The 20,403-nt window shown below is 70.8% G+C and carries 18 protein-coding genes and 1 riboswitch; of the genes, 7 read left to right on the top strand and 11 right to left on the bottom strand.

Annotation, left to right across the window (positions count from 1 at the left end):
- Positions 1-128 precede the first annotated feature (128 nt).
- From AB0M99_RS33695 to AB0M99_RS33650, 10 genes are all read right to left on the bottom strand, one after another.
- Positions 129-989, bottom strand: coding sequence for a thioesterase family protein (locus AB0M99_RS33695; protein ID WP_365927314.1), 861 nt, complete (start codon positions 987-989; stop codon positions 129-131).
- 57 nt (positions 990-1,046) lie between these two features.
- The gene (locus AB0M99_RS33690) at positions 1,047-1,703 is read right to left on the bottom strand and encodes a trimeric intracellular cation channel family protein (protein WP_365927312.1); all 657 of its coding nucleotides are present in this window, start codon (positions 1,701-1,703) and stop codon (positions 1,047-1,049) included.
- Between the two features lie 391 nt (positions 1,704-2,094).
- Positions 2,095-3,156 carry a dipeptide ABC transporter ATP-binding protein gene (locus tag AB0M99_RS33685; protein WP_365927324.1) on the bottom strand — a complete coding sequence of 354 codons (1,062 nt, stop codon included), beginning with the start codon at positions 3,154-3,156 and terminating at the stop codon, positions 2,095-2,097.
- Between the two features lie 32 nt (positions 3,157-3,188).
- A complete protein-coding gene (locus AB0M99_RS33680) occupies positions 3,189-4,283 on the bottom strand; it encodes an ABC transporter ATP-binding protein (protein WP_365927310.1) in 1,095 nt (364 codons plus the stop codon).
- Positions 4,280-5,278 carry an ABC transporter permease gene (locus tag AB0M99_RS33675; RefSeq protein WP_365927308.1) on the bottom strand — a complete coding sequence of 333 codons (999 nt, stop codon included), beginning with the start codon at positions 5,276-5,278 and terminating at the stop codon, positions 4,280-4,282. The genes AB0M99_RS33680 and AB0M99_RS33675 overlap by 4 nt, the downstream gene beginning before the upstream one ends.
- A 144-nt stretch (positions 5,279-5,422) precedes the next feature.
- Positions 5,423-7,201 (bottom strand): ABC transporter substrate-binding protein, encoded by a 1,779-nt coding sequence (locus AB0M99_RS33670; protein ID WP_365927305.1) that lies wholly within the window; start codon positions 7,199-7,201, stop codon positions 5,423-5,425.
- A gap of 97 nt (positions 7,202-7,298) precedes the next feature.
- Positions 7,299-8,294: an ABC transporter permease gene (locus AB0M99_RS33665; RefSeq protein ID WP_365927303.1), complete on the bottom strand. Its 996-nt coding sequence runs from the start codon at positions 8,292-8,294 to the stop codon at positions 7,299-7,301.
- A 444-nt stretch (positions 8,295-8,738) separates the two neighbouring features.
- Positions 8,739-9,479 (bottom strand): enhanced serine sensitivity protein SseB C-terminal domain-containing protein, encoded by a 741-nt coding sequence (locus AB0M99_RS33660; protein WP_365927301.1) that lies wholly within the window; start codon positions 9,477-9,479, stop codon positions 8,739-8,741.
- Between the two features lie 83 nt (positions 9,480-9,562).
- Entirely contained in the window at positions 9,563-10,297 is a 735-nt protein-coding gene (locus AB0M99_RS33655) for an enhanced serine sensitivity protein SseB (RefSeq protein ID WP_365927299.1), read from the bottom strand.
- 139 nt (positions 10,298-10,436) lie between these two features.
- On the bottom strand, positions 10,437-11,105 hold the full coding sequence (locus AB0M99_RS33650; protein WP_365927322.1) for an AAA family ATPase: 669 nt from the start codon (positions 11,103-11,105) through the stop codon (positions 10,437-10,439).
- Positions 11,106-11,277: 172 nt separating this feature from the next.
- Positions 11,278-11,381: riboswitch (glycine riboswitch) on the top strand.
- 180 nt (positions 11,382-11,561) lie between these two features.
- On the opposite strand from AB0M99_RS33650, the gene gcvT reads away from it, so the two are divergent.
- The 7 genes from gcvT (at position 11,562) to AB0M99_RS33615 (ending at position 19,004) form a co-directional block, all read left to right on the top strand.
- Complete coding sequence (gene gcvT / locus AB0M99_RS33645; protein ID WP_365927297.1) at positions 11,562-12,677, top strand: glycine cleavage system aminomethyltransferase GcvT; 1,116 nt, start codon at positions 11,562-11,564, stop codon at positions 12,675-12,677.
- 100 nt (positions 12,678-12,777) lie between these two features.
- A complete protein-coding gene (gene gcvH, locus AB0M99_RS33640) occupies positions 12,778-13,158 on the top strand; it encodes a glycine cleavage system protein GcvH (RefSeq protein ID WP_365927295.1) in 381 nt (126 codons plus the stop codon).
- A gap of 15 nt (positions 13,159-13,173) precedes the next feature.
- Positions 13,174-14,430, top strand: a complete 1,257-nt coding sequence (glyA, locus tag AB0M99_RS33635; RefSeq protein WP_365927292.1) for a serine hydroxymethyltransferase — start codon at positions 13,174-13,176, stop codon at positions 14,428-14,430.
- Between the two features lie 156 nt (positions 14,431-14,586).
- Positions 14,587-16,242, top strand: coding sequence for an APC family permease (locus tag AB0M99_RS33630; protein ID WP_365927290.1), 1,656 nt, complete (start codon positions 14,587-14,589; stop codon positions 16,240-16,242).
- A 139-nt stretch (positions 16,243-16,381) separates the two neighbouring features.
- Positions 16,382-17,764: an L-serine ammonia-lyase gene (locus AB0M99_RS33625; protein ID WP_365927288.1), complete on the top strand. Its 1,383-nt coding sequence runs from the start codon at positions 16,382-16,384 to the stop codon at positions 17,762-17,764.
- A gap of 232 nt (positions 17,765-17,996) precedes the next feature.
- Positions 17,997-18,404: an SsgA family sporulation/cell division regulator gene (locus AB0M99_RS33620; RefSeq protein WP_365927286.1), complete on the top strand. Its 408-nt coding sequence runs from the start codon at positions 17,997-17,999 to the stop codon at positions 18,402-18,404.
- A gap of 99 nt (positions 18,405-18,503) precedes the next feature.
- On the top strand, positions 18,504-19,004 hold the full coding sequence (locus AB0M99_RS33615) for a hypothetical protein (RefSeq protein ID WP_365927284.1): 501 nt from the start codon (positions 18,504-18,506) through the stop codon (positions 19,002-19,004).
- Between the two features lie 54 nt (positions 19,005-19,058).
- Here the strand turns inward: AB0M99_RS33615 and AB0M99_RS33610 are convergent, their stop codons facing one another.
- The gene (locus AB0M99_RS33610) at positions 19,059-20,225 is read right to left on the bottom strand and encodes a hypothetical protein (RefSeq protein ID WP_365927282.1); all 1,167 of its coding nucleotides are present in this window, start codon (positions 20,223-20,225) and stop codon (positions 19,059-19,061) included.
- Positions 20,226-20,403: the final 178 nt, after the last annotated feature.

Genomic DNA, 20,403 nt, shown 5'->3' with positions numbered 1-20,403 from the left:
GGAACGGTGGAAGGGCGGGTAGGGGACGGCCCCGCGCAGCGGCAACCCGCGCCCCCGGCCCCGCCGAGGCCCGACGGACGGAGTCCGGCGCAGCGCGCCGAAGCCCGCGCAGCGGTGCGAGGGGCGCGTCAGGAAGGCTGGCGGGGGGCGCGAGCCAACTGGCGGGACTGCGCCACCAGACGGTCCGCGGAGTCCCAGACCTCCGCGTCCTCCTCCAGGAAGCCACCGGCCAGGTTCCGCGTGGTGATCGAGACCCTCAGCGGACCCGGCGCCGGCCGGTGCCGGACGTGCGTGGTGAGTTCCACCGTCGGGGTCCAGCCCAGCAGGCCCAGGTCGAAGGAGGTCGGCGGCAGCGCGTCCACCGCGAGCAGCAGGGACAGCGGGTCCGCGTCCCGCCCGTCGGCGAGCTCGAACCAGGCCCGCATCTCGCCCTTGCCCGAGGGCGCGCCGACGGCCCAGCCCGCCGTCGCCGGGTCCAGCCGCAGCCGGAGCCGGTCCACGATCGCGGAGCTGCCGGGGATCGGGGCCGGGCCGGCCTCGGGGCCGAGGCAGTCCTCGTACGGGGGGATGGCCGGGGGCAGTGCCGTCGTGCGGACGTCGTCCGGCAGGGAGGCGAGGTCGCCGTAGGACGCGAGGACGCGGATCCGCTCGACCTCGGCGCCGTTCTCGTCGAACTGGAACAGCGAGGCCTGGCCGGTGGAGAGGGTCCGGCCCACCCGTACGACCTGTGTGCGGATGACCGCGGGGCCGGGCACGGAGGAGGTCAGGTAGTGCGCCGAGACCGTGAAGGGGTCCGGGTGCGGCAGGGCCGCGGACAGGGCCCGGCCGACCAGGGCCAGCAGGTATCCGCCGTTGACGGCGGCGATGATCGTCCAGCCGGCGGAGAGCTCCGCGTCGTACACCCCGGGCTCGCCCGCACGGGCGGTGACCGAGGTGTCGCGGTCGAACTCGCTGTCGCCGACGGATGACTGGGTCGCTGCGTATGACATGGAACGAACGTACACCCAGAGATTACTAAGCGGTAGCTTTGCTTTGCTACGTCCTCGTTACGGCTCTTCGGCCACCGCCGAGCGGCGGTTCCACGCCAGCGGCGCCCGCCAGTGGTAGCGCATCGCCAGCAGCCGCAGCACGAAGGTGGTCACGATCGCGACGCTGGTCGTGAGGGCGTTGAGGACGTCGAAGCCGATGAAGACGGCGACCAGCGAGGCCCCGACGATGGCGGGCACGGCGTACATCTCCCGGTCGCGCAGCAGCGAGGGCACCTCGTTGACGAGCACGTCGCGCAGTACGCCCCCGCCGACGGCCGTGGCCAGGCCCAGCGCGGCGGACGCGGTGAGGCCGAGGCCGTACTCGTACGCCTTGGTCGTGCCCGTCACGCAGAACAGCCCGAGACCGGCCGCGTCGAAGACGTTGATCGCGCGGTTGATCCGCTGGACCTCGGGATGCAGGAAGAAGACGATCGCGGCGGCGATCAGCGGTGTGACGAAGAAGCTGAGGTCGCCGAAGGCCGAAGGCGGGACGGCTCCGATGACGAGGTCACGGAAGAGGCCGCCGCCGAGGGCGGTGACGAGGGCGAGGACGGCGATGCCGAAGACGTCGAAGTTCTTGCGGACGGCCAGCAGCGCGCCGGCGGTTGCGAAGACGAAGATGCCCGCGAGGTCCAGGGCGTGCTGGATGCCGGGCGGGAAGAGATCGTGGAGCACGGCCCCATTCTGCCGGGCGCCTGCCGCGGGCTTGCGCGGGCCGGGCCGGGCCGGGCGCCTGCCGCGGGCTTGCGCGGGCCCCTGCGGGTGCCCCCGGCCGCGGGCCGGTGCGGGCCCGGCCGCGGGCCGGTGCAGGTGCCCGGCGGGCCGGCGCAGGTGCCCGGCGGGCCGGCGCAGGTGCCCGGCCGCGGGCCGGTGCGGGCCCGGGTTCAGACCCGGGGCTCCGCCCCGGACCCCGCGCCTCGAACGCCGGCGGGGTTGGACCTGCCGCGCAAGTCTGGACCTGCCGCGCGAGCCTGGACCTGCCGCCGGAGGCGAAGGGCGGCTCGCGGCGCGGTGGGATCTGCCGGCGGGGCCGGGGGTCGCCCGGCCCCGCCGGTTCTTTCGGCCGCTACTCCGAAATCGTGGCCGCCGCGTCGCCCGGGGCCTGGTCGGGGGCGTTCTCTGGGTGGTGGCACGCCACCTGGTGGCCGGTCTTCAGCGCGACCAGCGGCGGCTCCTGCGTGGTGCAGACCTGCGTCGCCTTCCAGCAGCGCGTGTGGAAACGGCACCCGCTCGGCGGCGAGATCGGCGACGGCACGTCGCCCTTGAGCAGGATGCGGCCGCTCTTCGCACCGCGCCGACGCGGGTCCGGCACCGGCACGGCCGACATCAGGGCCGTCGTGTACGGGTGCATCGGCGCCTCGTACAGCGACTTGCGGTCGGCCAGCTCGACGATCTTGCCGAGGTACATGACCGCGATGCGGTCCGACACGTGCCGGATGACCGACAGGTCGTGCGCGATGATCACGTACGTGAGGCCGAGCTCCTCCTGGAGGTCGTCCAGCAGGTTGACCACCTGGGCCTGGATCGACACGTCCAGCGCCGAGACCGGCTCGTCGGCGACGACCAGCTTCGGCTTGAGGGCCAGCGCCCGGGCGATGCCGATGCGCTGGCGCTGGCCGCCCGAGAACTCGTGCGGGTAGCGGTTGTAGTGCTCCGGGTTGAGGCCCACCAGCGAGAGCAGCCGCTGGACCTCCGCCTTGATGCCGCCCTCGGGGGTGACCTTCTGGAGCTTGAACGGGGCGCCGACGATGGTGCCCACCGTGTGGCGCGGGTTCAGGGAGCCGTACGGGTCCTGGAAGATCATCTGCACGTCGCGGCGCATCGGCCGCATGCCGGCGACGCCGAGGTGCGTGATGTCCTTGCCCTCGAACTCCACCGTGCCGCCGGTCGGTTCGAGCAGGCGCGTGATCAGTCGGCCCATGGTCGACTTGCCGCAGCCGGACTCGCCGACGATGCCGAGGGTCTCACCGCGGCGGACGTCGAAGTCGATGCCGTCCACGGCCTTGACCGCACCGGCCTGGCGGCGCAGCAGCCCCTTGGTGATCGGGAAGTGCTTGGTCAGGCCGGTGACCTTGAGCAGGACCTCACGGGATTCGTCCGAGGGCGAGTCCGAGGCCTGTGCGGGGATGACGGCCGTTTCCGTCTTCTTGATGTCGTCGCTCACAGCTTCGGCGCAATCTCTTCGGTCCAGATCCGGGTCCGCTCCTCCTGCGACATGTGGCAGGCGGACCAGTGGCGGCTGTCGTCCTCGGTGAGCTCGGGCCGCACCGTGCGCGTCACGTTGTCCTTGGGCACGTCGGCGTAGGGGCAGCGCGGGTTGAAGGCACAGCCGCTCGGGATGTTGATGAGGCTGGGCGGCGAACCCTTGACCGGGATGAGGCGCTCGGTCTGGTCGCGGTCGATGCGCGGCATCGAGCCGAGCAGGCCCCAGGTGTAGGGGTGCCGGGGCTCGTAGAAGACCTTCTCGGCGGTGCCCCGCTCGACGCACCGGCCGCCGTACATCACGAGCAGTTCGTCGGCCATCTCGGCGACCACGCCGAGGTCGTGCGTGATCATGATGACCGCGGAGCCGAACTCCTGCTGGAGGTCGCGGATGAGGTCGAGGATCTGCGCCTGGACGGTGACGTCCAGTGCGGTCGTCGGCTCGTCCGCGATGAGCAGCTCCGGGTTGTTGACCAGCGCCATCGCGATCATCGCGCGCTGGCGCATGCCGCCGGAGAACTCGTGCGGGTAGCTGTCGACCCGCTTGTGGGGCTCGGGGATGCCGACGCGGTCGAGGAGTTCGACGGCCCGCTTGAGGGCGGTCTTCTTGTCGACCTTGTGGTGGACCCGGTAGGCCTCGGCGATCTGCTTGCCGATGGTGAAGTACGGGTGCATCGCGGACAGCGGGTCCTGGAAGATCATCGCGATCTCCCGGCCGCGGAGCTTGCGGACCTCGTCCTCGGGGGCGGAGAGCAGCTCCTTGCCGTTGAGCCAGATCTCGCCGGAGATCTGCGCCCGCTGGCGGCCGTACTGGCCCACGCGGTGCAGGCCCATGATGCCCAGCGAGGTGACCGACTTGCCGGAGCCGGACTCGCCCACGATGCCGAGGGTCTTGCCCTTCTCCAGCGTGAAGGAGAGTCCGTCGACGGACTTGACCAGGCCGTCCTCGGTCGGGAAGTGCACCTTGAGGTCGCGGACTTCGAGGAAGGCGCTGGAGGGCCGGCTCGTGCCGACGGGCTCGTTGAGCGCTCCGGTCTTGGTCAGATCGGTCATGACAGCCTCACTCGGGGGTCGATCACCGCGTACATGAGGTCAACGATGAGGTTCGCCGCGACGACGAAGAAAGCGGAGATCAGGGTGATGCCGAGGATGACCGGCAGATCGTGTTCGCTGATCGCGCGGACCGCGCTGTAGCCGAGGCCGTGCAGCGAGAACGTGTACTCGGTCAGCACCGCGCCGCCCATCAGGGCGCCGAGGTCCAGGCCGAGGACGGTCAGGATGGGGGTCATGGTGGAGCGCATGGCGTGCTTGCCGATGACGACGGGTTCCGTCAGCCCCTTGGCGCGGGCGGTGCGGATGTAGTCCTCGTTGAGGACTTCCAGCATGGTCGCGCGGGTGAGCCGCGCGTACATCGCCGCGTAGAGGAAGGCGAGCGAGACCCACGGCAGGATCATGCCGTTGAACCACTTGCCCGGGTCGTCGGCGAAGGTCGCCTCGGGGCGCCCGAACCAGCCGAGCTGGTCGGAGAAGAAGGCGATGGCGAGCATGCCCGTGAAGTAGATGGGGAGGGAGACGCCGGCGAGGGCGACGCCCATGGCCGAACGGTCCAGGACCGTGCCGCGCTTGAGGGCGGAGATGACGCCGGTGGCGACACCGCCGATGACCCAGAGCACGACGGCACCCGCGGCGAGCGAGAGGGTGACCGGCAGCCAGTCCAGCAGCAGCGGCCAGACCTCCTGCTCGGTCTTGAAGGAGTAGCCGAAGCAGGGCGCGGCGCATTGCGTGACGTCGGAGCCGTTGGCGTACGTGCGACCCGCCACCAGCCCGACGACGAACTTGCCGAACTGGACGAGGATCGGGTCGTCGAGACCCATCTTCTGCCGGATGCCCTCGATCGCGGCGGGGTCGGACTGCTTGCCGACGAAGTACAGGGCCGGATCCGTCCCGATCATCTTCGGGAAGAGGAAGAAGATTCCGAAGGTCACCAACGAGATGACCAACAGCATGACGATGACGGCGAAGATCCGTCGGGTGAGATATGCAAGCACTGCGCTCGGCCTGGCTGCGGCCCGGGGGCGCCCTCTTCTGGAGAGCGCCCCCAGGCCGTAACCGCGGCCATCACCTGCCCTTCGTGCCTAGCGGGTGTGGCACCGGAACACTGGAAACCGGAACTGGACCTTGTCTGACGGGTGTTACTTGGTGACGCCGAGGGACGCGTAGTCGTAGCGACCGTTGTAGGCGTCGGAGGTGTACGCGTTCGTCAGACGGCTGGAGCGCCAGGTGATCGTCTTGTCGTAGACGAAGGGAAGGTAGACCGCGGCCTCGGAGACCTTCTGGTTCATCTTCTTGTAGATCTCGCCGGCCTTGGCCGGGTCGGTCTCCGCGATGGCGTCGTCGAAGAGCTTGTTGATCGCCGGGTCGTTCAGCTCGGAGAAGTTGTTGTTGCCGCTCTGCAGGATGAAGCGGCCGTCGACCAGCGGCTGGGAGAAGCCCTGACCGGTCGGGAAGTCGGCGCCCCAGCCCATGATGATGATGCCGTAGTTCTTCTCCTTGACGACCTTCGGCGAACCGATGATGCCGGAGGTCTGGGCGCCGTCGAACTGGTCGACGTCGGCCTCGATGCCGACCTGCTTCAGGGCGTTCTGGAGCGAGACCGCGGTGGCGACCTCGACCGGCTTGTTGTTGCGGACCGCGATGGTGGTCTTGAAGCCGCTCTCCTTGCCACAGGCCTTCAGGGCGGCCTTGGCCTTGTCGAGGTTCGGCTTGCCGTCGTTCGTCAGGACCTCGTACGGGTCGTACGCGCCGTCGGAGCCCTTGATGCCCAGCGGGAGCATGTTGGGGGCGATGTCGCCACCGGCCTGCGGGCCGCCGCGGGCGGTCTGCAGGGACTTGTGGTCGGCCGCGTAGATGACGGCCTTGCGGCAGTCGATGTTGTCGAACGGCGCGACGGTCTGCGGCATGACGGCGTACCGGATGAAGCCGGTCTGGCCGTTGTCCAGGTTGCCCTTGTGGTCCTTCAGCGCGGTGGCGCGGGCCGCCTGGCCGATGCCGGTCGCGTTGATGTCCAGGTCGAACTCGCCGTTCATCAGGCGCTTGTCCATGTCGTCCGCATTCGCCATGAACGTGACCGAGATGGTGTCCGGGAGCGCCTTGCGGATGGTGTCCGACTCGGGCTTGTAGTTCGTGTTGCGCGAGAGCTTCATGCTCTTGTTGGGCTCGTACGAGTCGATCTTGTACGGGCCGTTGGAGAAGGGCTTCAGGCCGTACTTGGCCGCGGTGTCCTTCTCCTGCTTGACCGGGCTCGCCGCCGGCATGGCCAGCATCTGCTCGAAGTCGCCGTTGGCCTGCGGGAGCTTGAAGATGATGGTCTTCGCGTCCGGGGTCTCGATCGCCTTGAGGCCGAGCTTGTCCGGGGCGGTGTCCTTGTACGGGCCCGGGTACTCGGTCTTCGGGTCGAGGACCTGCATCAGGTAGACCGGGCCGCCGGAGATGACGTCCTGGGCCCAGGTGCGCTCGATGCCGTACTTCACGTCCTGGGCGGTGACGGGGGTGCCGTCCTCCCAGGTCACGTTGTCCTTGAGGGTGTACTTGTAGGTCTTGCCGCCGTCGCTGATCTCGGCCTTGGCGGTGGCGAGGTCGGGAACGAGGTCCGTGCTCTGCTCACCGGGGGCGGCCTTGTAGCTGACCAGCTGGCGCGCGTAGTAGCGGGAGAAGTCCCACATGAAGCCGTAGTAGCCGCGCTGCGGGTCCCACGAGTCGGCTTCCTGGGTACCGACGAACTTGAGCTCGCCACCCTTCGTGTCCGACGCGTTGGCGACCTTGCCGATACCGGCGTTGAAGCCGGACGCGCCGGCGGGCTTCTCGTCCTTCTTGTCGTCGCCTCCGCCACAGGCGGTCGCGGTCAGCATGGCGGCGAGCACGACGGCCGTGCCAGCGGCAAGCCTGCGCTTCGACGTGCGATGGGTAGTCACGATGCTCGCAACCCTCCGTTGTAGTTCCGGTGAACTGGTGTACTCACGGCTCGAAGCGCGAAGCTCGATACCGGGATCTGGGGTGACCTGCAGGCTGCTAGCGGGAGCCCTTCGGGTCGAGGGCGTCGCGGACGCCGTCGCCGAAGAGGTTGAAGGCCAGCACGGTGATGAAGATCGCCACGCCGGGGAAGATCATGAAGAGCGGATCGTCCTCGTAGGTCCGCACCGCCGTGGAAAGGGTCTCTCCCCAGGACGGCGTGGGCGGCTTGACGCCGACTCCGAGGAAGCTCAGGGCGGCCTCGGTCAGCACGTTGGTGGGGATCATCAGCGTCGAGTAGACGGTGATGGGCGCCACCAGGTTCGGAAGCAGTTCGCGGAAGAGGATGTACGCGCGGCCGGCACCGAGGCTGCGGGCGGCTTCGACGTATTCGCGCTCGCGCAGTGACAGGGTCTGCCCGCGGACGATGCGGCCGATGTACGGCCAGCCGAAGAAGCCGATGACCAGCACCAGCACGGCGATGCGCAGGCCCGACCCCTCGAATCCCCACAGCTTGCTGGGGATCACGGAGATCAGCGCGATGATGAACAGCAGCTGCGGGAAGGCCAGCAGCAGGTCCATGACGCGGCTGATGGCCGCGTCGACCCAGCCGCCGAAGTAGCCGGCGATGATGCCGAAGATGGTGCCCAGCGAGACCGCCACGAAGGCGGACAGGAAGGCCACCAGGAGCGAGATCCGGGCGCCGTAGACGATCCGGCTGAAGACGTCGCGGCCGTTGACCGGCTCGACGCCCAGCAGGAAGTCGGCGCTCATGCCGCCGCGCGGGCCGGCCGGCAGGCCGAGCAGCGGGTCCAGCATGTCCTCGTGCAGCTCCTCCGGCGGGTGCCCGAGGAGTTTGACGATCAACGGCGCGAAGACCGCGACGAGGATCAGCAGGAGCACGATGACACCGCCGGCCAGGGCGACCTTGTCACGCTTGAGCCGGAGCCAGGCGATCTTCCACGGTGAGCGCCCCTCGATCGCCTTCTGCGGCAGTTCGGGGGCGGCCACGGCCGCGGGCTCGGCCGCGCTGGTGTCGTGCAGTGGTGCCGTCATCGTGGTGGGGACCCCTCTCGGCCGACGGTGGCCGGCCAATGCCCGCCGCTGTGGCGGCTTGGTTCTTTCGGCGTCGCTGATGGTGCGATTGACGCGAATTGCGCCTGAAGTGCACGTGAAGAGCCAGTGCTTGTGGGATTGACCGGCCTTCGGTGGGGGGAGTCTTCAACGGCCTCGTGAGCAGCCGCCAGACCTGCCGGGGATGTGATGCGCAACCGTGATCTGCGCCTGCACCTTCCGTTATCCGAACGGCGGGTTCTGGTCAGCGGTGAAAGACGGGCCGTACCGCGCGGAACGGACATCGTGCCCAAGTGCCATTTCAGGGCTTCTACTTGGGCGGACTCCATGGAGAACGCCGAAGGCCGCACCGGACGGGACCGGTACGGCCTTCGGACGAGATGTCTCAATATGCGGTCAGGAAGATGCGGTCGTGCCGCCGCGCGGTCAGTACGACGGGGCCTGGCCCTCGCGGTCGTAGAACGGCCGGGTCTGCGCGCGCAGCCACATCGCCACGGGGTCGTGCTCGTCCGCCAGCGCCACCGTGCACACCGGCACCCCCTCGGGCACCGCGCCGACCGACTGGCGCATCATCTCGCGTACGGACTCCAGCGCGGGCGCGGACGCGTCGTACAGGTCGAGCCCCACCGCGAGGTACGGGGAGCCCAGCGCGGGCTGCACCCAGGCGCGCCGCAGCGAGCGCACGGCGGGGGTGCGGTGCGCGTGCTGGGTGAGCAGCCCGTAGAACTGCGGGAGCTCGATGGCGGGTTCGGACAGCCGCAGCGGTCCGGCCGGCATCCGGTCCAGGCCGGTCGCGATCCGGCGCAGGTCGGCCCACGGGATGCCGACGCCGCCGCCCTGGGCGTGCGGATTGAGCCACAGCCCCCAGCGGTCGGGGTAGAGGGCGCGGGCGATGTCCCGGCCGGTGACCACTTCGTAGCCGCGGTTCCAGCCGCTGGCGGCCAGTTCCTGCGGGGAGGTGACGCAGGGCGCGTATCCCAGGCCCTCCACCTCCATGCCCGCGTACTGAGCGTCCGGGGAACCCGGCTGCCCCTGCCAGAGCAGCATCCACAGCCGGCCCTCGGCGAGGGCGTGCAGAAGTGACTCGTAGCTCTCATAGCGCCCGGGAGTCACCTGGCGCAGCATGTGCTCGACCTGCCCGGCCGCGGCCGTGCCTGACGCACTCACCCGGTACCCCTCTTCGTCCGCCCGTCGTCCACGCGTGCCCAGGCCACGCGTGCGGCCAGGAGATGTAACCAGCTTAATCGGGTCTACGGCAGGTAGAAGGGGCGTACGCGCGTAACGATGAAGTCCGTCACCGGGTCCTGGACCGCGTCCAGGAGGATCAACTGCACGGGCCAGGGCGCCGGGACACGGGCCAGGGCCCGGCCCAGGGCGTCCATCGGGGCGTTTCGCATCTCGGGCTCCCATCCCACCAGCTGGACACCGATGTAGAGCTCCGGCGCCCCGCCCTCGACGCTGGCGAAGCAGCGGGAGGCCGAGGCGACCACGCCGGTGGACCGGAACTCCTCGGCGGCGGCGGCCAGGAAGTCGACCGGGTCGTCCTGCCAGTCGGGCTCGTAGAGCCGGACCCGGCCACCGGTGGCGGTCCCGTCGAGCGGGGTCCGGCCGGTGCGGCAGAGCTCCGCGACGGCGGGCGGGGGCAGCGGGACGCCGACCGCGCCCTCGGGGTTCAGCGCGATACCGAGCTGCGGGGGCAGGCCGCGGGCGAACTCGACGGCGGGGGCGACGGCGAAGTCCATCCCGGGGCCTACGCAGAAGCGGAACTGCGCCTCGGAGCTGTAGACCGGGACGTACGCCGCGCCGGCGATCTCCATGGTGGGCAGGGCGAGCGAGGCGCGGTCGGGTCCGCCGCCGGCGGGCAGCGGGACCCATACGTGGCTGCGCCCGAGCACCTCCAGGATCCGCGCCCCGGCGTCCGCCTGGCCCAGCGCCGCCCCGAGCACCTGCTCCAGCTCATTCTCCGGCCAGCCGCCGCTGTGCATGTGCCCCTGCCTCCGTGTGGGTCGCGGTGTGTCGCCCCGAGGCTATCTCGGGCCGGTCCGGCGCGGGGCCCCGCTACGGGGCTCCGCCCGCGGGGGTCCGGCACGGCCGGGGTGGCACAGCCCCCCGCAGGGGTACGGGTCAGCCGTGGAAGCCGATACGGGTCACGGCGGCGGCCGAGCGGCGGTCCAGGAGGACCACCGAGGCGCAGCCCGCGGGAGGGCGGCCCGCCTCGGCTTCGCGCAGCAGCCGCGACACGGCGCCGCGGTGCCGGGCGAAGGCGTACGCCGATACGCCCCGGCCCCGCGCGGCCTGGCCGGACAGCGCCTCCTCGGGGGTGGTGTCCAGCAGCAGCAGGTGCAGCGCCCGGCCCCGGCGGCGCGCGGCCGCGGCGAGGAGGCCCCGTACCCAGCTCTGGGTACCGCAGTCGTGGACGACCACGGACGCGCCGGAGCTCAGGGCCCGCCACAGCCCCCAGTAGTGCGCGGCGCGCACCAGCGGCCGGTAGACCGCGTACGGCAGCGCCCGCGGCATCCGCAGCTCCCACCGCTCGCGGGCGTCCTGGGAGTCGATGCCGCCGCCCTCCGCGGCCCGCTTGATCAGCGTGCTCTTGCCGCCGCCGGGCAGGCCGGACACCACCACGATGTCCCCCGCGGCGAAGCCGAGCCGCTGCGGCCCGTGCACCCCGGGACCGCGCAGGTCGCGCACCGGCCCCGCGGCCCCGCACGCGTCCCGCACCCGGCCGCGCTGCGCCGGGACCCCCGCCACGGCCCCGGTCGCCGCCAGTGCTCCGAATCTCCGCACAGTGATCGTCTCCCCCCGAATCGGGCTCCTGGGGAGCCCCATGCCCACTGAGTGTAAAGAGACGGTAATCCGGCAGCCCCGGTTCCGGTCCGTACGCTCTTTCGACCCCCCAGCGCCAATCGGCGCCGCACCGTGCAATGATGTGCGCCATCTGGACACCAACTGCATACCGGCCGCTTGAATCCGCGCGGGAGAGTCCCGGCACGCCGCAAGGCCGTGTCCGGGCGCCGAAGGAGCAAGTACCTCCCTTGAATCTCTCAGGCCCCGTACCGCGTGGATGAGGCAGATCTGAAAAGCGAGCCGCGCCCTCCGTCCCCGTGACACCGGCGTGCGCTCCACCCAAGGTGCAAGCCGACGGATCCCCGTGAACGGGGGAACTCTCGGCGAACCTCTCAGGTTCCGATGACAGATGGGGAGGATCCTCCTCGTCATGTCATGCCCTGGGACCCGGGAGCCACACCCATGAGCACTGCCCCCCGTCTGACCGCCCTCGATGCTCTGCACCGCTCGCTCGGTGCGACCATGACCGACTTCGCGGGCTGGGACATGCCCCTGCGGTACGCCAGCGAGCGCGACGAGCACAACGCGGTCCGCACCAAGGCCGGCCTGTTCGACCTCTCCCACATGGGCGAGATCACCCTGACCGGCCCGGAGGCCGTCAAGGTCCTCGACTACGCGCTGGTCGGCAACATCTCCACCGTCGGCGTGGGCCGCGCCCGGTACACGCACATCTGCCAGGAGGACGGCGGGATCGTCGACGACCTGATCGTCTACCGCCTGGGCGAGACCGAGTACATGGTCGTCGCCAACGCCTCGAACGCCCAGGTCGTGCTGGACGCGATCACCGAGCGCGCCGCCGGCTTCGACGCCGAGGTCCGCGACGACCGCGACGCGTACGCCCTGATCGCCGTCCAGGGCCCCGAGTCCCCCGGCATCCTGGCCTCGCTGACCGACGCCGACCTGGACGGTCTGAAGTACTACGCCGGCCTGCCCGGCACGGTGGCCGGGGTGCCCGCGCTGATCGCGCGTACGGGCTACACCGGCGAGGACGGCTTCGAGCTGTTCGTCTCCCCCGAGCACGCCGTGGAGCTGTGGCAGGCCCTGACCAAGGCCGGCGAGGGCGTCGGTCTGGTCCCGGCCGGCCTGTCCTGCCGCGACACCCTGCGCCTGGAGGCGGGCATGCCGCTGTACGGGCACGAGCTGACCACCTCCCTCACCCCGTTCGACGCGGGTCTGGGCCGGGTCGTGAAGTTCGAGAAGGAGGGCGACTTCGTGGGGCGCGCCGCCCTGGAGGCCGCCGCCGAGCGCGCCGAGTCCAACCCGCCGCGCAAGCTGGTCGGCCTGATCGCCGAGGGCCGCCGCGTCCCGCGCGCCGGCTTCTCCGTCGTGGCCGACGGCCAGGTCATCGGCGAGGTCACCTCGGGCGCCCCGTCCCCGACGCTGGGCAAGCCGATCGCGATGGCCTACGTCGACGCGGCGCACGCCGCGCCCGGCACCTCCGGCGTCGGCGTGGACATTCGCGGTACGCATGAGGCGTACGAGGTCGTGGCCCTGCCGTTCTACAAGCGGCAGAAGTAGCCCGTACGCAGTGCTGCTGTGCGGGCACCCCGTACAGCGCCGTCTCAGTACCCAAGACCACCGTTCGTATCCACTCCCCCGCATCCAGGAGAATCAGGTCATGAGCAACCCCCAGCAGCTGCGTTACAGCAAGGAGCACGAGTGGCTGTCGGACGCCGAGGGCGGCGTCTCGACGGTCGGCATCACGGAGTTCGCGGCCAACGCGCTCGGTGACGTCGTCTACGCCGACCTCCCCGCCGTCGGCGACACGGTGACCGCGGGCGAGACCTGCGGCGAGCTGGAGTCGACCAAGTCGGTCAGCGACCTGTACTCCCCCGTCACCGGTGAGGTCGTCGAGGCCAACCAGGACGTCGTGGACGACCCGTCGCTGGTGAACTCCGCGCCGTTCGAGGGTGGCTGGCTCTTCAAGGTGCGCGTCACGGAGGAGCCGGCCGACCTGCTCTCCGAGGACGAGTACGCCAAGCTCACCGCCGGTAACTGACCCCAGGGGATCCTGATGTCTGTTCTGAACACCCCTCTCCACGAGCTCGACCCGGACGTCGCCGCCGCCGTCGACGCCGAGCTCGTGCGCCAGCAGTCGACCCTGGAAATGATCGCGTCGGAGAACTTCGCTCCGGTCGCCGTCATGGAGGCCCAGGGGTCGGTCCTGACCAACAAGTACGCCGAGGGCTACCCCGGCCGCCGCTACTACGGCGGCTGCGAGCACGTCGACGTGGTCGAGCAGATCGCGATCGACCGCATCAAGGCGCTGTTCGGCGCCGAGGCCGCCAACGTGCAGCCCCACTCGGGTGCGCAGGCGAACGCGGCCGCGATGTTCGCGCTGCTGAAGCCGGGCGACACGATCATGGGCCTGAGCCTGGCCCACGGCGGTCACCTGACCCACGGCATGAAGATCAACTTCTCCGGCAAGCTCTACAACGTGGTCCCGTACCACGTCGACGAGTCGGGCCAGGTCGACATGGCCGAGGTCGAGCGCCTCGCCAAGGAGACCAAGCCGCAGCTGATCGTCGCCGGCTGGTCCGCCTACCCGCGCCAGCTGGACTTCGCCGCCTTCCGCCGCATCGCGGACGAGGTCGGCGCGTACCTGATGGTCGACATGGCGCACTTCGCCGGCCTGGTCGCCGCGGGCCTGCACCCGAACCCGGTGCCGCACGCCCACGTCGTGACCACCACCACGCACAAGACCCTCGGCGGTCCGCGCGGCGGTGTCATCCTGTCGACGCAGGAGCTGGCCAAGAAGATCAACTCCGCGGTCTTCCCGGGTCAGCAGGGCGGTCCGCTGGAGCACGTGATCGCCGCCAAGGCCGTGTCCTTCAAGGTCGCCGCCTCGGAGGACTTCAAGGAGCGCCAGGTGCGCACCCTTGAGGGCGCGAAGATCATCGCCGAGCGCCTGGTGCAGCCGGACGTCACCGAGGTCGGCGTCTCCGTCCTCTCCGGCGGTACGGACGTCCACCTGGTCCTGGTCGACCTGCGCAACTCCGAGCTGGACGGCCAGCAGGCCGAGGACCGGCTCCACGAGATCGGCATCACGGTCAACCGGAACGCCATCCCGAACGACCCGCGGCCGCCGATGGTCACCTCGGGCCTGCGGATCGGTACGCCGGCCCTGGCCACGCGCGGTTTCGGCGCCGAGGACTTCACCGAGGTCGCGGAGATCATCGCGGCCGCGCTGAAGCCGGTGTTCGACGCCGACGACCTCAAGGCGCGCGTCTCCGCGCTCGCCGCGAAGTTCCCGCTGTACCCGACGCTCTAGGCGCCGGCCCGGAAGGGCCCGGCCCTGTTCTGCACAGGGCCGGGCCCTTCTCATGACCAAAGCCCCGGGCGGATGCGGCCCATTGCCACTGATTCCATCAAAAAATGGCAAATAGGCTCCACGTAAAGGCATCCCCCTCAGGACGGACACGCACCCATGGACATGAGCGCAGCCAACAAGAAGGGACTCAGTCTCTTCGCGTTGATCATGATCGGCATCGGTTCGATCTTCGGTTCGGGATGGCTCTTCGGAGCCGGCACGGCCGCGCAGGTCGCCGGTCCGGCGGCGCTCGTCGCCTGGGTCATCGGCGCCGTGTTCATCGGCATGATCGCCATGTCCTACGCCGAGGTCGGCGCGGCCTACCCGATCCCGGGCGGCATGGCCCGGTACGGCACCATCTCGCACGGCCCGGTGCTCGGCTTCATCACCGGCTGGGCGGTGTGGATCGCCGTGGCCTCGCTGATCCCGATCGAGTCGATCGCGGCGACCCAGTACATGTCCTCGTGGAGCTTCGGCTGGGCCCAGGACCTGGTCGACGCCCAGTCCCACCAGCTGACCACCTTCGGCATGTTCACGGCCCTGGCGCTCACCTTCCTGCTGTGGCTGTCCTGCTACTGGTCGGTCCAGCTCCTGGCGAAGATCAACGCGGCCCTGACCCTGGTCAAGTTCGCCATCCCGGTCCTCGCCGTCGCCGCGCTGATCGCCTCCGGCTTCCACACCGACAACTTCACCGCCCACGGCGGCTTCGCACCCAACGGCTGGACCGCCGTCCTGACCGCCGTCACCACCTCCGGCGTCGTCTTCGCCTTCAACGGCTTCCAGGCCGTCGTGAACCTCGGCGGCGCCGCCAAGAACCCGGGCCGGGCCATCCCCATCGCCCTGGTCGGCGCGCTCTCCCTGGGCCTGGTCATCTACCTCGCCCTGCAGACGGCCTTCCTGGGCGCCGTACCCCCGGAGCACCTGGCGCAGGCCGGCGGCTGGTCGGGCGTGAACTTCAACTCGCCGTTCGCCGAGCTCGCCAAGCTGCTGATGATCCACTGGGTCGTGGTGATGCTCCAGTTCGGCGCCTTCATCTCCCCCGCCGGCTCCAACATCGCCAACGTCGCCTCGGCCGCGTACATGGTCCAGAACCTGTCCGAGACCGGCTTCTTCCCCAAGCGGCTCAAGCGGACCCACCCCGTGTACGGGACCGCGCGCCCGGCCATGTGGATGAACCTCGGCTTCTCCGTGCTGCTCCTGGTCACCGTCGGCCACAGCTGGAAGACCCTGGCCCCGATCATCTCGGCCGCCATGGTCATCTCGTACCTGATCGGCCCGATCGCGGTGGGCGTCTTCCGCCGGACCAAGCCCGGTCTGCCCCGCCCCTTCCGGCTGCCCGCCGCGAAGGTCCTCTGCCCGCTGACCTTCGTCTTCGCCGCGTGCGCGCTGTACTGGTCGAAGTGGCCGAACACCGGCATCGTCACCGCCCTGACTCTGCTGGCCGCTCCGATCGCCGCGCTGGTGCTCTCCCGCAAGGGCGAGAGGAACCTCATGCGCCAGTTCGCCCCGGCCTGGTGGATCGTCTTCTTCCTCGGTGCCCTGTCCCTGCTGTCCTGGCTCGGCTCCACCGACTTCGGGGGCCGCGGCACCATCCCGGGCGGCTACGACATCGCGCTGGTGGCCGCCATGGCCCTCGGCACCTACTTCTGGGCCGTGGAGGCGGGCGTCAAGGCCCACCACGCGGGCCTGCCGGGCCCCGACCCGGTCCTGGACGGCTCCGCGGAGCGGCAGGACCGGGGCGGGGCGCCGGAGCGAGAGCTGACCCACGCCTGAGCGAAACCCCTCCTACCCGTCCGGCAGCCGAGCTGTTCACCTCGCCGAGTTAAGCTCGTCTGCCGGACAAAATCCGCAGATCACCCGCCCCACCTCTCCTGCCCCCTCCCACCCCACGAGCAGACAAGGGAGTCCGCCAGTGGCCATCTCCGTCTTCGATCTCTTCTCCATCGGCATCGGCCCGTCCTCCTCCCACACGGTCGGTCCGATGCGGGCGGCACGCATGTTCGTGACCCGCCTGAAGAAGGACGGTGTCCTCGCGCAGACCGCCTCCGTGCGCGCGGAGCTCTTCGGCTCCCTCGGCGCCACCGGCCACGGCCACGGCACCCCCAAGGCGGTCCTGCTGGGCCTGGAGGGCCACTCCCCCCGCACCGTGAACGTGGAGACGGCCGACGCCGAGGTCGAGCGGATCCGGCAGACCGGCCGCCTGCGCCTGCTCGGCGCCGAGATAGGCGATGTGCACGAGATCGCCTTCGACGAGCCGAACCAGCTGATCCTGCACCGCCGCCGGTCCCTGCCGTACCACGCGAACGGCATGACCCTCTTCGCGTACGACGAAGCCGGCGCCCCGCTGCTGGAGAAGACGTACTACTCGGTCGGCGGCGGGTTCGTCGTGGACGAGGACGCGGTCGGCGAGGACCGGATCAAGCTGGACGACACCGAGCTGAAGTACCCCTTCCGCTCCGGCGACGAGATGCTCCGCCTGGCGAACGAGACCGGCCTGTCGATCTCCTCCCTGATGCTGGAGAACGAGAAGGCCTGGCGCACCGAGGAGGAGATCCGCGAGGGCCTCCTGGAGATCTGGCGCGTCATGCAGTCCTGCGTCTCGCGCGGCATGTCCCGCGAGGGCATCCTCCCGGGCGGCCTGCGGGTCAAGCGCCGGGCCGCCTCGACGGCGCGCCAGCTGCGCACCGAGGGCGACCCGATGATGCACCGCAGCGAGTGGACGACGATCTACGCGATGGCGGTCAACGAGGAGAACGCGGCGGGCGGCCGCGTCGTCACCGCGCCCACGAACGGCGCGGCGGGCGTCCTGCCGGCCGTCCTGCACTACTACGTCAACTTCGTGCCGGGCGCGGACGAGGACGGCGTGGTCCGCTTCCTCCTCGCGGCGGGCGCGATCGGCATGCTCTTCAAGGAGAACGCCTCGATCTCCGGCGCCGAGGTCGGCTGCCAGGGCGAGGTCGGCTCGGCCTGCTCCATGGCCGCCGGCGCCCTCGCCGAGGTCCTGGGCGGCACCCCGGAGCAGGTCGAGAACGCGGCCGAGATCGGCATGGAGCACAACCTCGGCCTGACCTGCGACCCGGTCGGCGGCCTGGTCCAGATCCCGTGCATCGAGCGCAACGGCATGGCGGCGGTCAAGGCCGTCACCGCGGCCAAGATGGCGATGCGCGGCGACGGCACCCACAAGGTCTCCCTCGACAAGGTCATCAAGACCATGAAGGAGACCGGCGCCGACATGAAGGTCAAGTACAAGGAGACCGCCCGCGGCGGCCTCGCGGTCAACGTCATCGAGTGCTGATCCGCCACGACTGACGAGGAGGGGCCCGGCGTACGCGCCGGGCCCTTTTCCGTTGCCGGCGCCGGGCGGGGCGCCGTGCACCCGTCCGCCCCCGTGCGCCCCCGGCGTCCTGGCGGAAAAAGGTCGAGGGACCCGGCCTCACAGGACCTTTGGCACGGGGGCGCCGCCGGGGCGTGGGCTAACTTGCCCGAGTGGGCGGGAAATCCCCCACGCCGAGAGAGAGGCGGGCCGCATGTCCTGCACCGAACACCGCGTCCTGCCGCTCCGGCTGGAGGCCACGCCCGTATCCGTCCCGCTGCGGGGCGTCTTCGCGTACCGCTCCGAGCGGCCCTACGAGGTCACCCTCGACTTCGAGGGCGCCGGGATGCATCTGGCGCGCTGGGTGTTCTCCCGGGAGCTGCTGCTCGACGGGCAGGTCTGCGCCACCGGCGAGGGCGACATCCAGGTCTGGCCGCGCTGGGAGGGCAGCGAGCCGCGGATCTTCCTCGCCTTCAGCAACGGCGCGCAGAGCTGCGTGGTGTCCGCCCGGGCCAAGGACGTGCGGGAGCTGTGCCGGCGGATGACGCAGCTGGTGCCGCGCGGGCACGAGCAGCGCCACTACGACCTCGACGCCGAGCTGAGCGCCCTGCTGCTGCGCTGAGGGCCGGCGGGGCGGCGCCCCCTGGAACCGGGGGCGCGGCGGCGGTGTCCTCATCAGTGACACCCGTTTGTCCCGTCTGAGGAGATTCGGAGGGACGCCATGAACCGCCTACGTCGCCGCCAGGTCACCGCCCTGATCACGGGCGCCCTGCTCACCGCGGGCATCGGCCTGGCCGCACCGGCCTCCGCCGCCACCCGCACCCAGACCCCGCTCGTCGTCAATGCCCGCTGGGGCGGGCACTGCACGTACGACCGGCTCGTCATCGACCTCCAGGGGTACGTGCCCCCGGTCACGGTCACCGCCGTACCCGAGCTGGTCTACGACGGGTCCGGCAAGCCCGTGCCGCTGGCCGGGAACCACTTCCTGTCGATCCGCCTGCACCCCGCCGCCGGGCACGACGACGCGGGGAACAACGTCTACCAGGGTCCCAAGCTCCAGAAGATCTACCTGAGCAAGCTCAAGGGGATCGCCCTGACCGGCGACTTCGAGGGGTACGTCACCTTCGGCGCCGCCTTCGACACCAAGCCGACCTACAGCACCTCGGTCCTGCACTCGCCGGAGCGGCTCGTCGTCGACTTCCCGCATCCCGCCGTCTGCTGAGCGCCCGGTGTCCGGGGCGCCGCCGCGCGCCCCGGACACCGCGCTCCGCCGGCCTCAGCCCGCCGGGCGGAGCCGCATCCTGCCCGGGTCGCCGTTGCCGAACCAGTCCTGGGCGCACTCGTAGCGGCCGGGGGCCGCCGCGGCCACCAGGCCCAGGCAGGCGCCCATCGCCTGCTGGCCGTAGGCGTTCGGGTGCATGGACTCCTCCAGCGTGCCCTGCGTGTTGGCGTAGTCCAGGAAGCGGAACCACTCGTGCTGACGCGGGTCCGGTCCGCCCGGGCCGACCTGCCGGGTGCCGAGCGAGCACACCTCGTGACCGGCGAGCGCGTCCCGCAGATCCATGAAGTCCGTCCCGCGTGCGGTCGCCACCGACTCGACCATGCCGCCGATCTGCGGAACGAGCGTGTACGCCGCCCAGTCCGCGTCGCGGTCGTTGAAGGGGCACCCGTCCTTGAACATCCGGTCCGAGTCGTTCTGGCCCAGCCGGAAGGACTCTCCGCCGGGGATCGGCGACGGGTAGGACTGCAGTACGAGCCGGTAGTCGCCGTCCGCGTACCCGGCGGCCCGCATCGTGGCGCGGATGTCGTCCACCACCGCCGTGACCTTGGCCTGCACCCCGGGCAGCTTCTGCTCGACGACCGGCGCCTGCTTCTTCCAGCACAGCCGCCGGAAGTACCAGTCGTACGCGCAGTCGCCGATGATCCGGCCGAAGCCGAGGTCGTTCCCGCCGACCGACAGCGCGATCAGCTTGACCCGCTTGGTCTTCGCGAGCGCCGCGAGCCGGTCCGTCTGCGGGGCCTCGCCGTTGTACGGCTGCCCGCCCTTCGCGGCGCTGAGCACGTTGACCGTCTCCGCGCCCGAGCAGGCGAGGTTGACGCGCTCGTCGATGCCGGGCAGCGGGGCCTTGGCGATCTCCGAGACGTCGGAGCGGTGGCAGCCGCCGACCGCGCCCGTGGCCCCGTACACCTTGGCCGGGTCGTAGTTCGAACCGCCCGTCCAGGCCCGGTCGGTGCCCTCGCGGCTGCCCGCGTAGCGGTCGGTGTTGCCGAGCCAGCGCCCGGCCTCGCCGGAGATGAAGCTGTCGCCCATCGCCACGGCGACGGCGGGCCCGGTGGGAGTGGCCGCCGAGGCCCGGGGCGCGGCGAGGCCGGCCAGGCCGAGCACGGCGACGGTGAGCAGCGCGGTGCCCGTGGAGGTGGCGGTGCGCGTGCGGGTACGCATGGGGAGGTCCTCTCGGAAGAGATGGAAGGGGGCGCCGTTCGCCGTGGGCCGGGGAGGTGGGAGGCCGGACCCGGGCGCCCCCGCGGCCGGGGCGGAGCGGAATGGGAACGACCCCTGCTCCGACCGGGTGGGCAGAGGTTACGATCGGCGCCCACCGGTGTCCCATCCGCCGGCCACG

Source organism: Streptomyces sp. NPDC051183 (assembly GCF_040682455.1).
Classification (GTDB): Bacteria; Actinomycetota; Actinomycetes; order Streptomycetales; family Streptomycetaceae; genus Streptomyces.
Note: the sequence above shows the minus strand (reverse complement) of the source record. Positions and strands in the feature narration are given on the sequence as shown.

Excerpts from the sequence above, each read along its gene's own strand:
- AB0M99_RS33695 (WP_365927314.1), bottom strand. The coding sequence starts at position 989 with ATGTCATACGCAGCGACCCAGTCATCCGTCGGCGACAGCGAGTTCGAC.
- gcvH (WP_365927295.1), top strand. The coding sequence starts at position 12,778 with ATGAGCAACCCCCAGCAGCTGCGTTACAGCAAGGAGCACGAGTGGCTG.
- AB0M99_RS33610 (WP_365927282.1), bottom strand. The coding sequence starts at position 20,225 with ATGCGTACCCGCACGCGCACCGCCACCTCCACGGGCACCGCGCTGCTC.
- AB0M99_RS33680 (WP_365927310.1), bottom strand. The coding sequence starts at position 4,283 with ATGACCGATCTGACCAAGACCGGAGCGCTCAACGAGCCCGTCGGCACG.
- gcvT (WP_365927297.1), top strand. The coding sequence starts at position 11,562 with ATGAGCACTGCCCCCCGTCTGACCGCCCTCGATGCTCTGCACCGCTCG.
- glyA (WP_365927292.1), top strand. The coding sequence starts at position 13,174 with ATGTCTGTTCTGAACACCCCTCTCCACGAGCTCGACCCGGACGTCGCC.
- AB0M99_RS33615 (WP_365927284.1), top strand. The coding sequence starts at position 18,504 with ATGAACCGCCTACGTCGCCGCCAGGTCACCGCCCTGATCACGGGCGCC.
- AB0M99_RS33665 (WP_365927303.1), bottom strand. The coding sequence starts at position 8,294 with ATGACGGCACCACTGCACGACACCAGCGCGGCCGAGCCCGCGGCCGTG.
- AB0M99_RS33630 (WP_365927290.1), top strand. The coding sequence starts at position 14,587 with ATGGACATGAGCGCAGCCAACAAGAAGGGACTCAGTCTCTTCGCGTTG.
- AB0M99_RS33620 (WP_365927286.1), top strand. The coding sequence starts at position 17,997 with ATGTCCTGCACCGAACACCGCGTCCTGCCGCTCCGGCTGGAGGCCACG.
- AB0M99_RS33655 (WP_365927299.1), bottom strand. The coding sequence starts at position 10,297 with ATGCACAGCGGCGGCTGGCCGGAGAATGAGCTGGAGCAGGTGCTCGGG.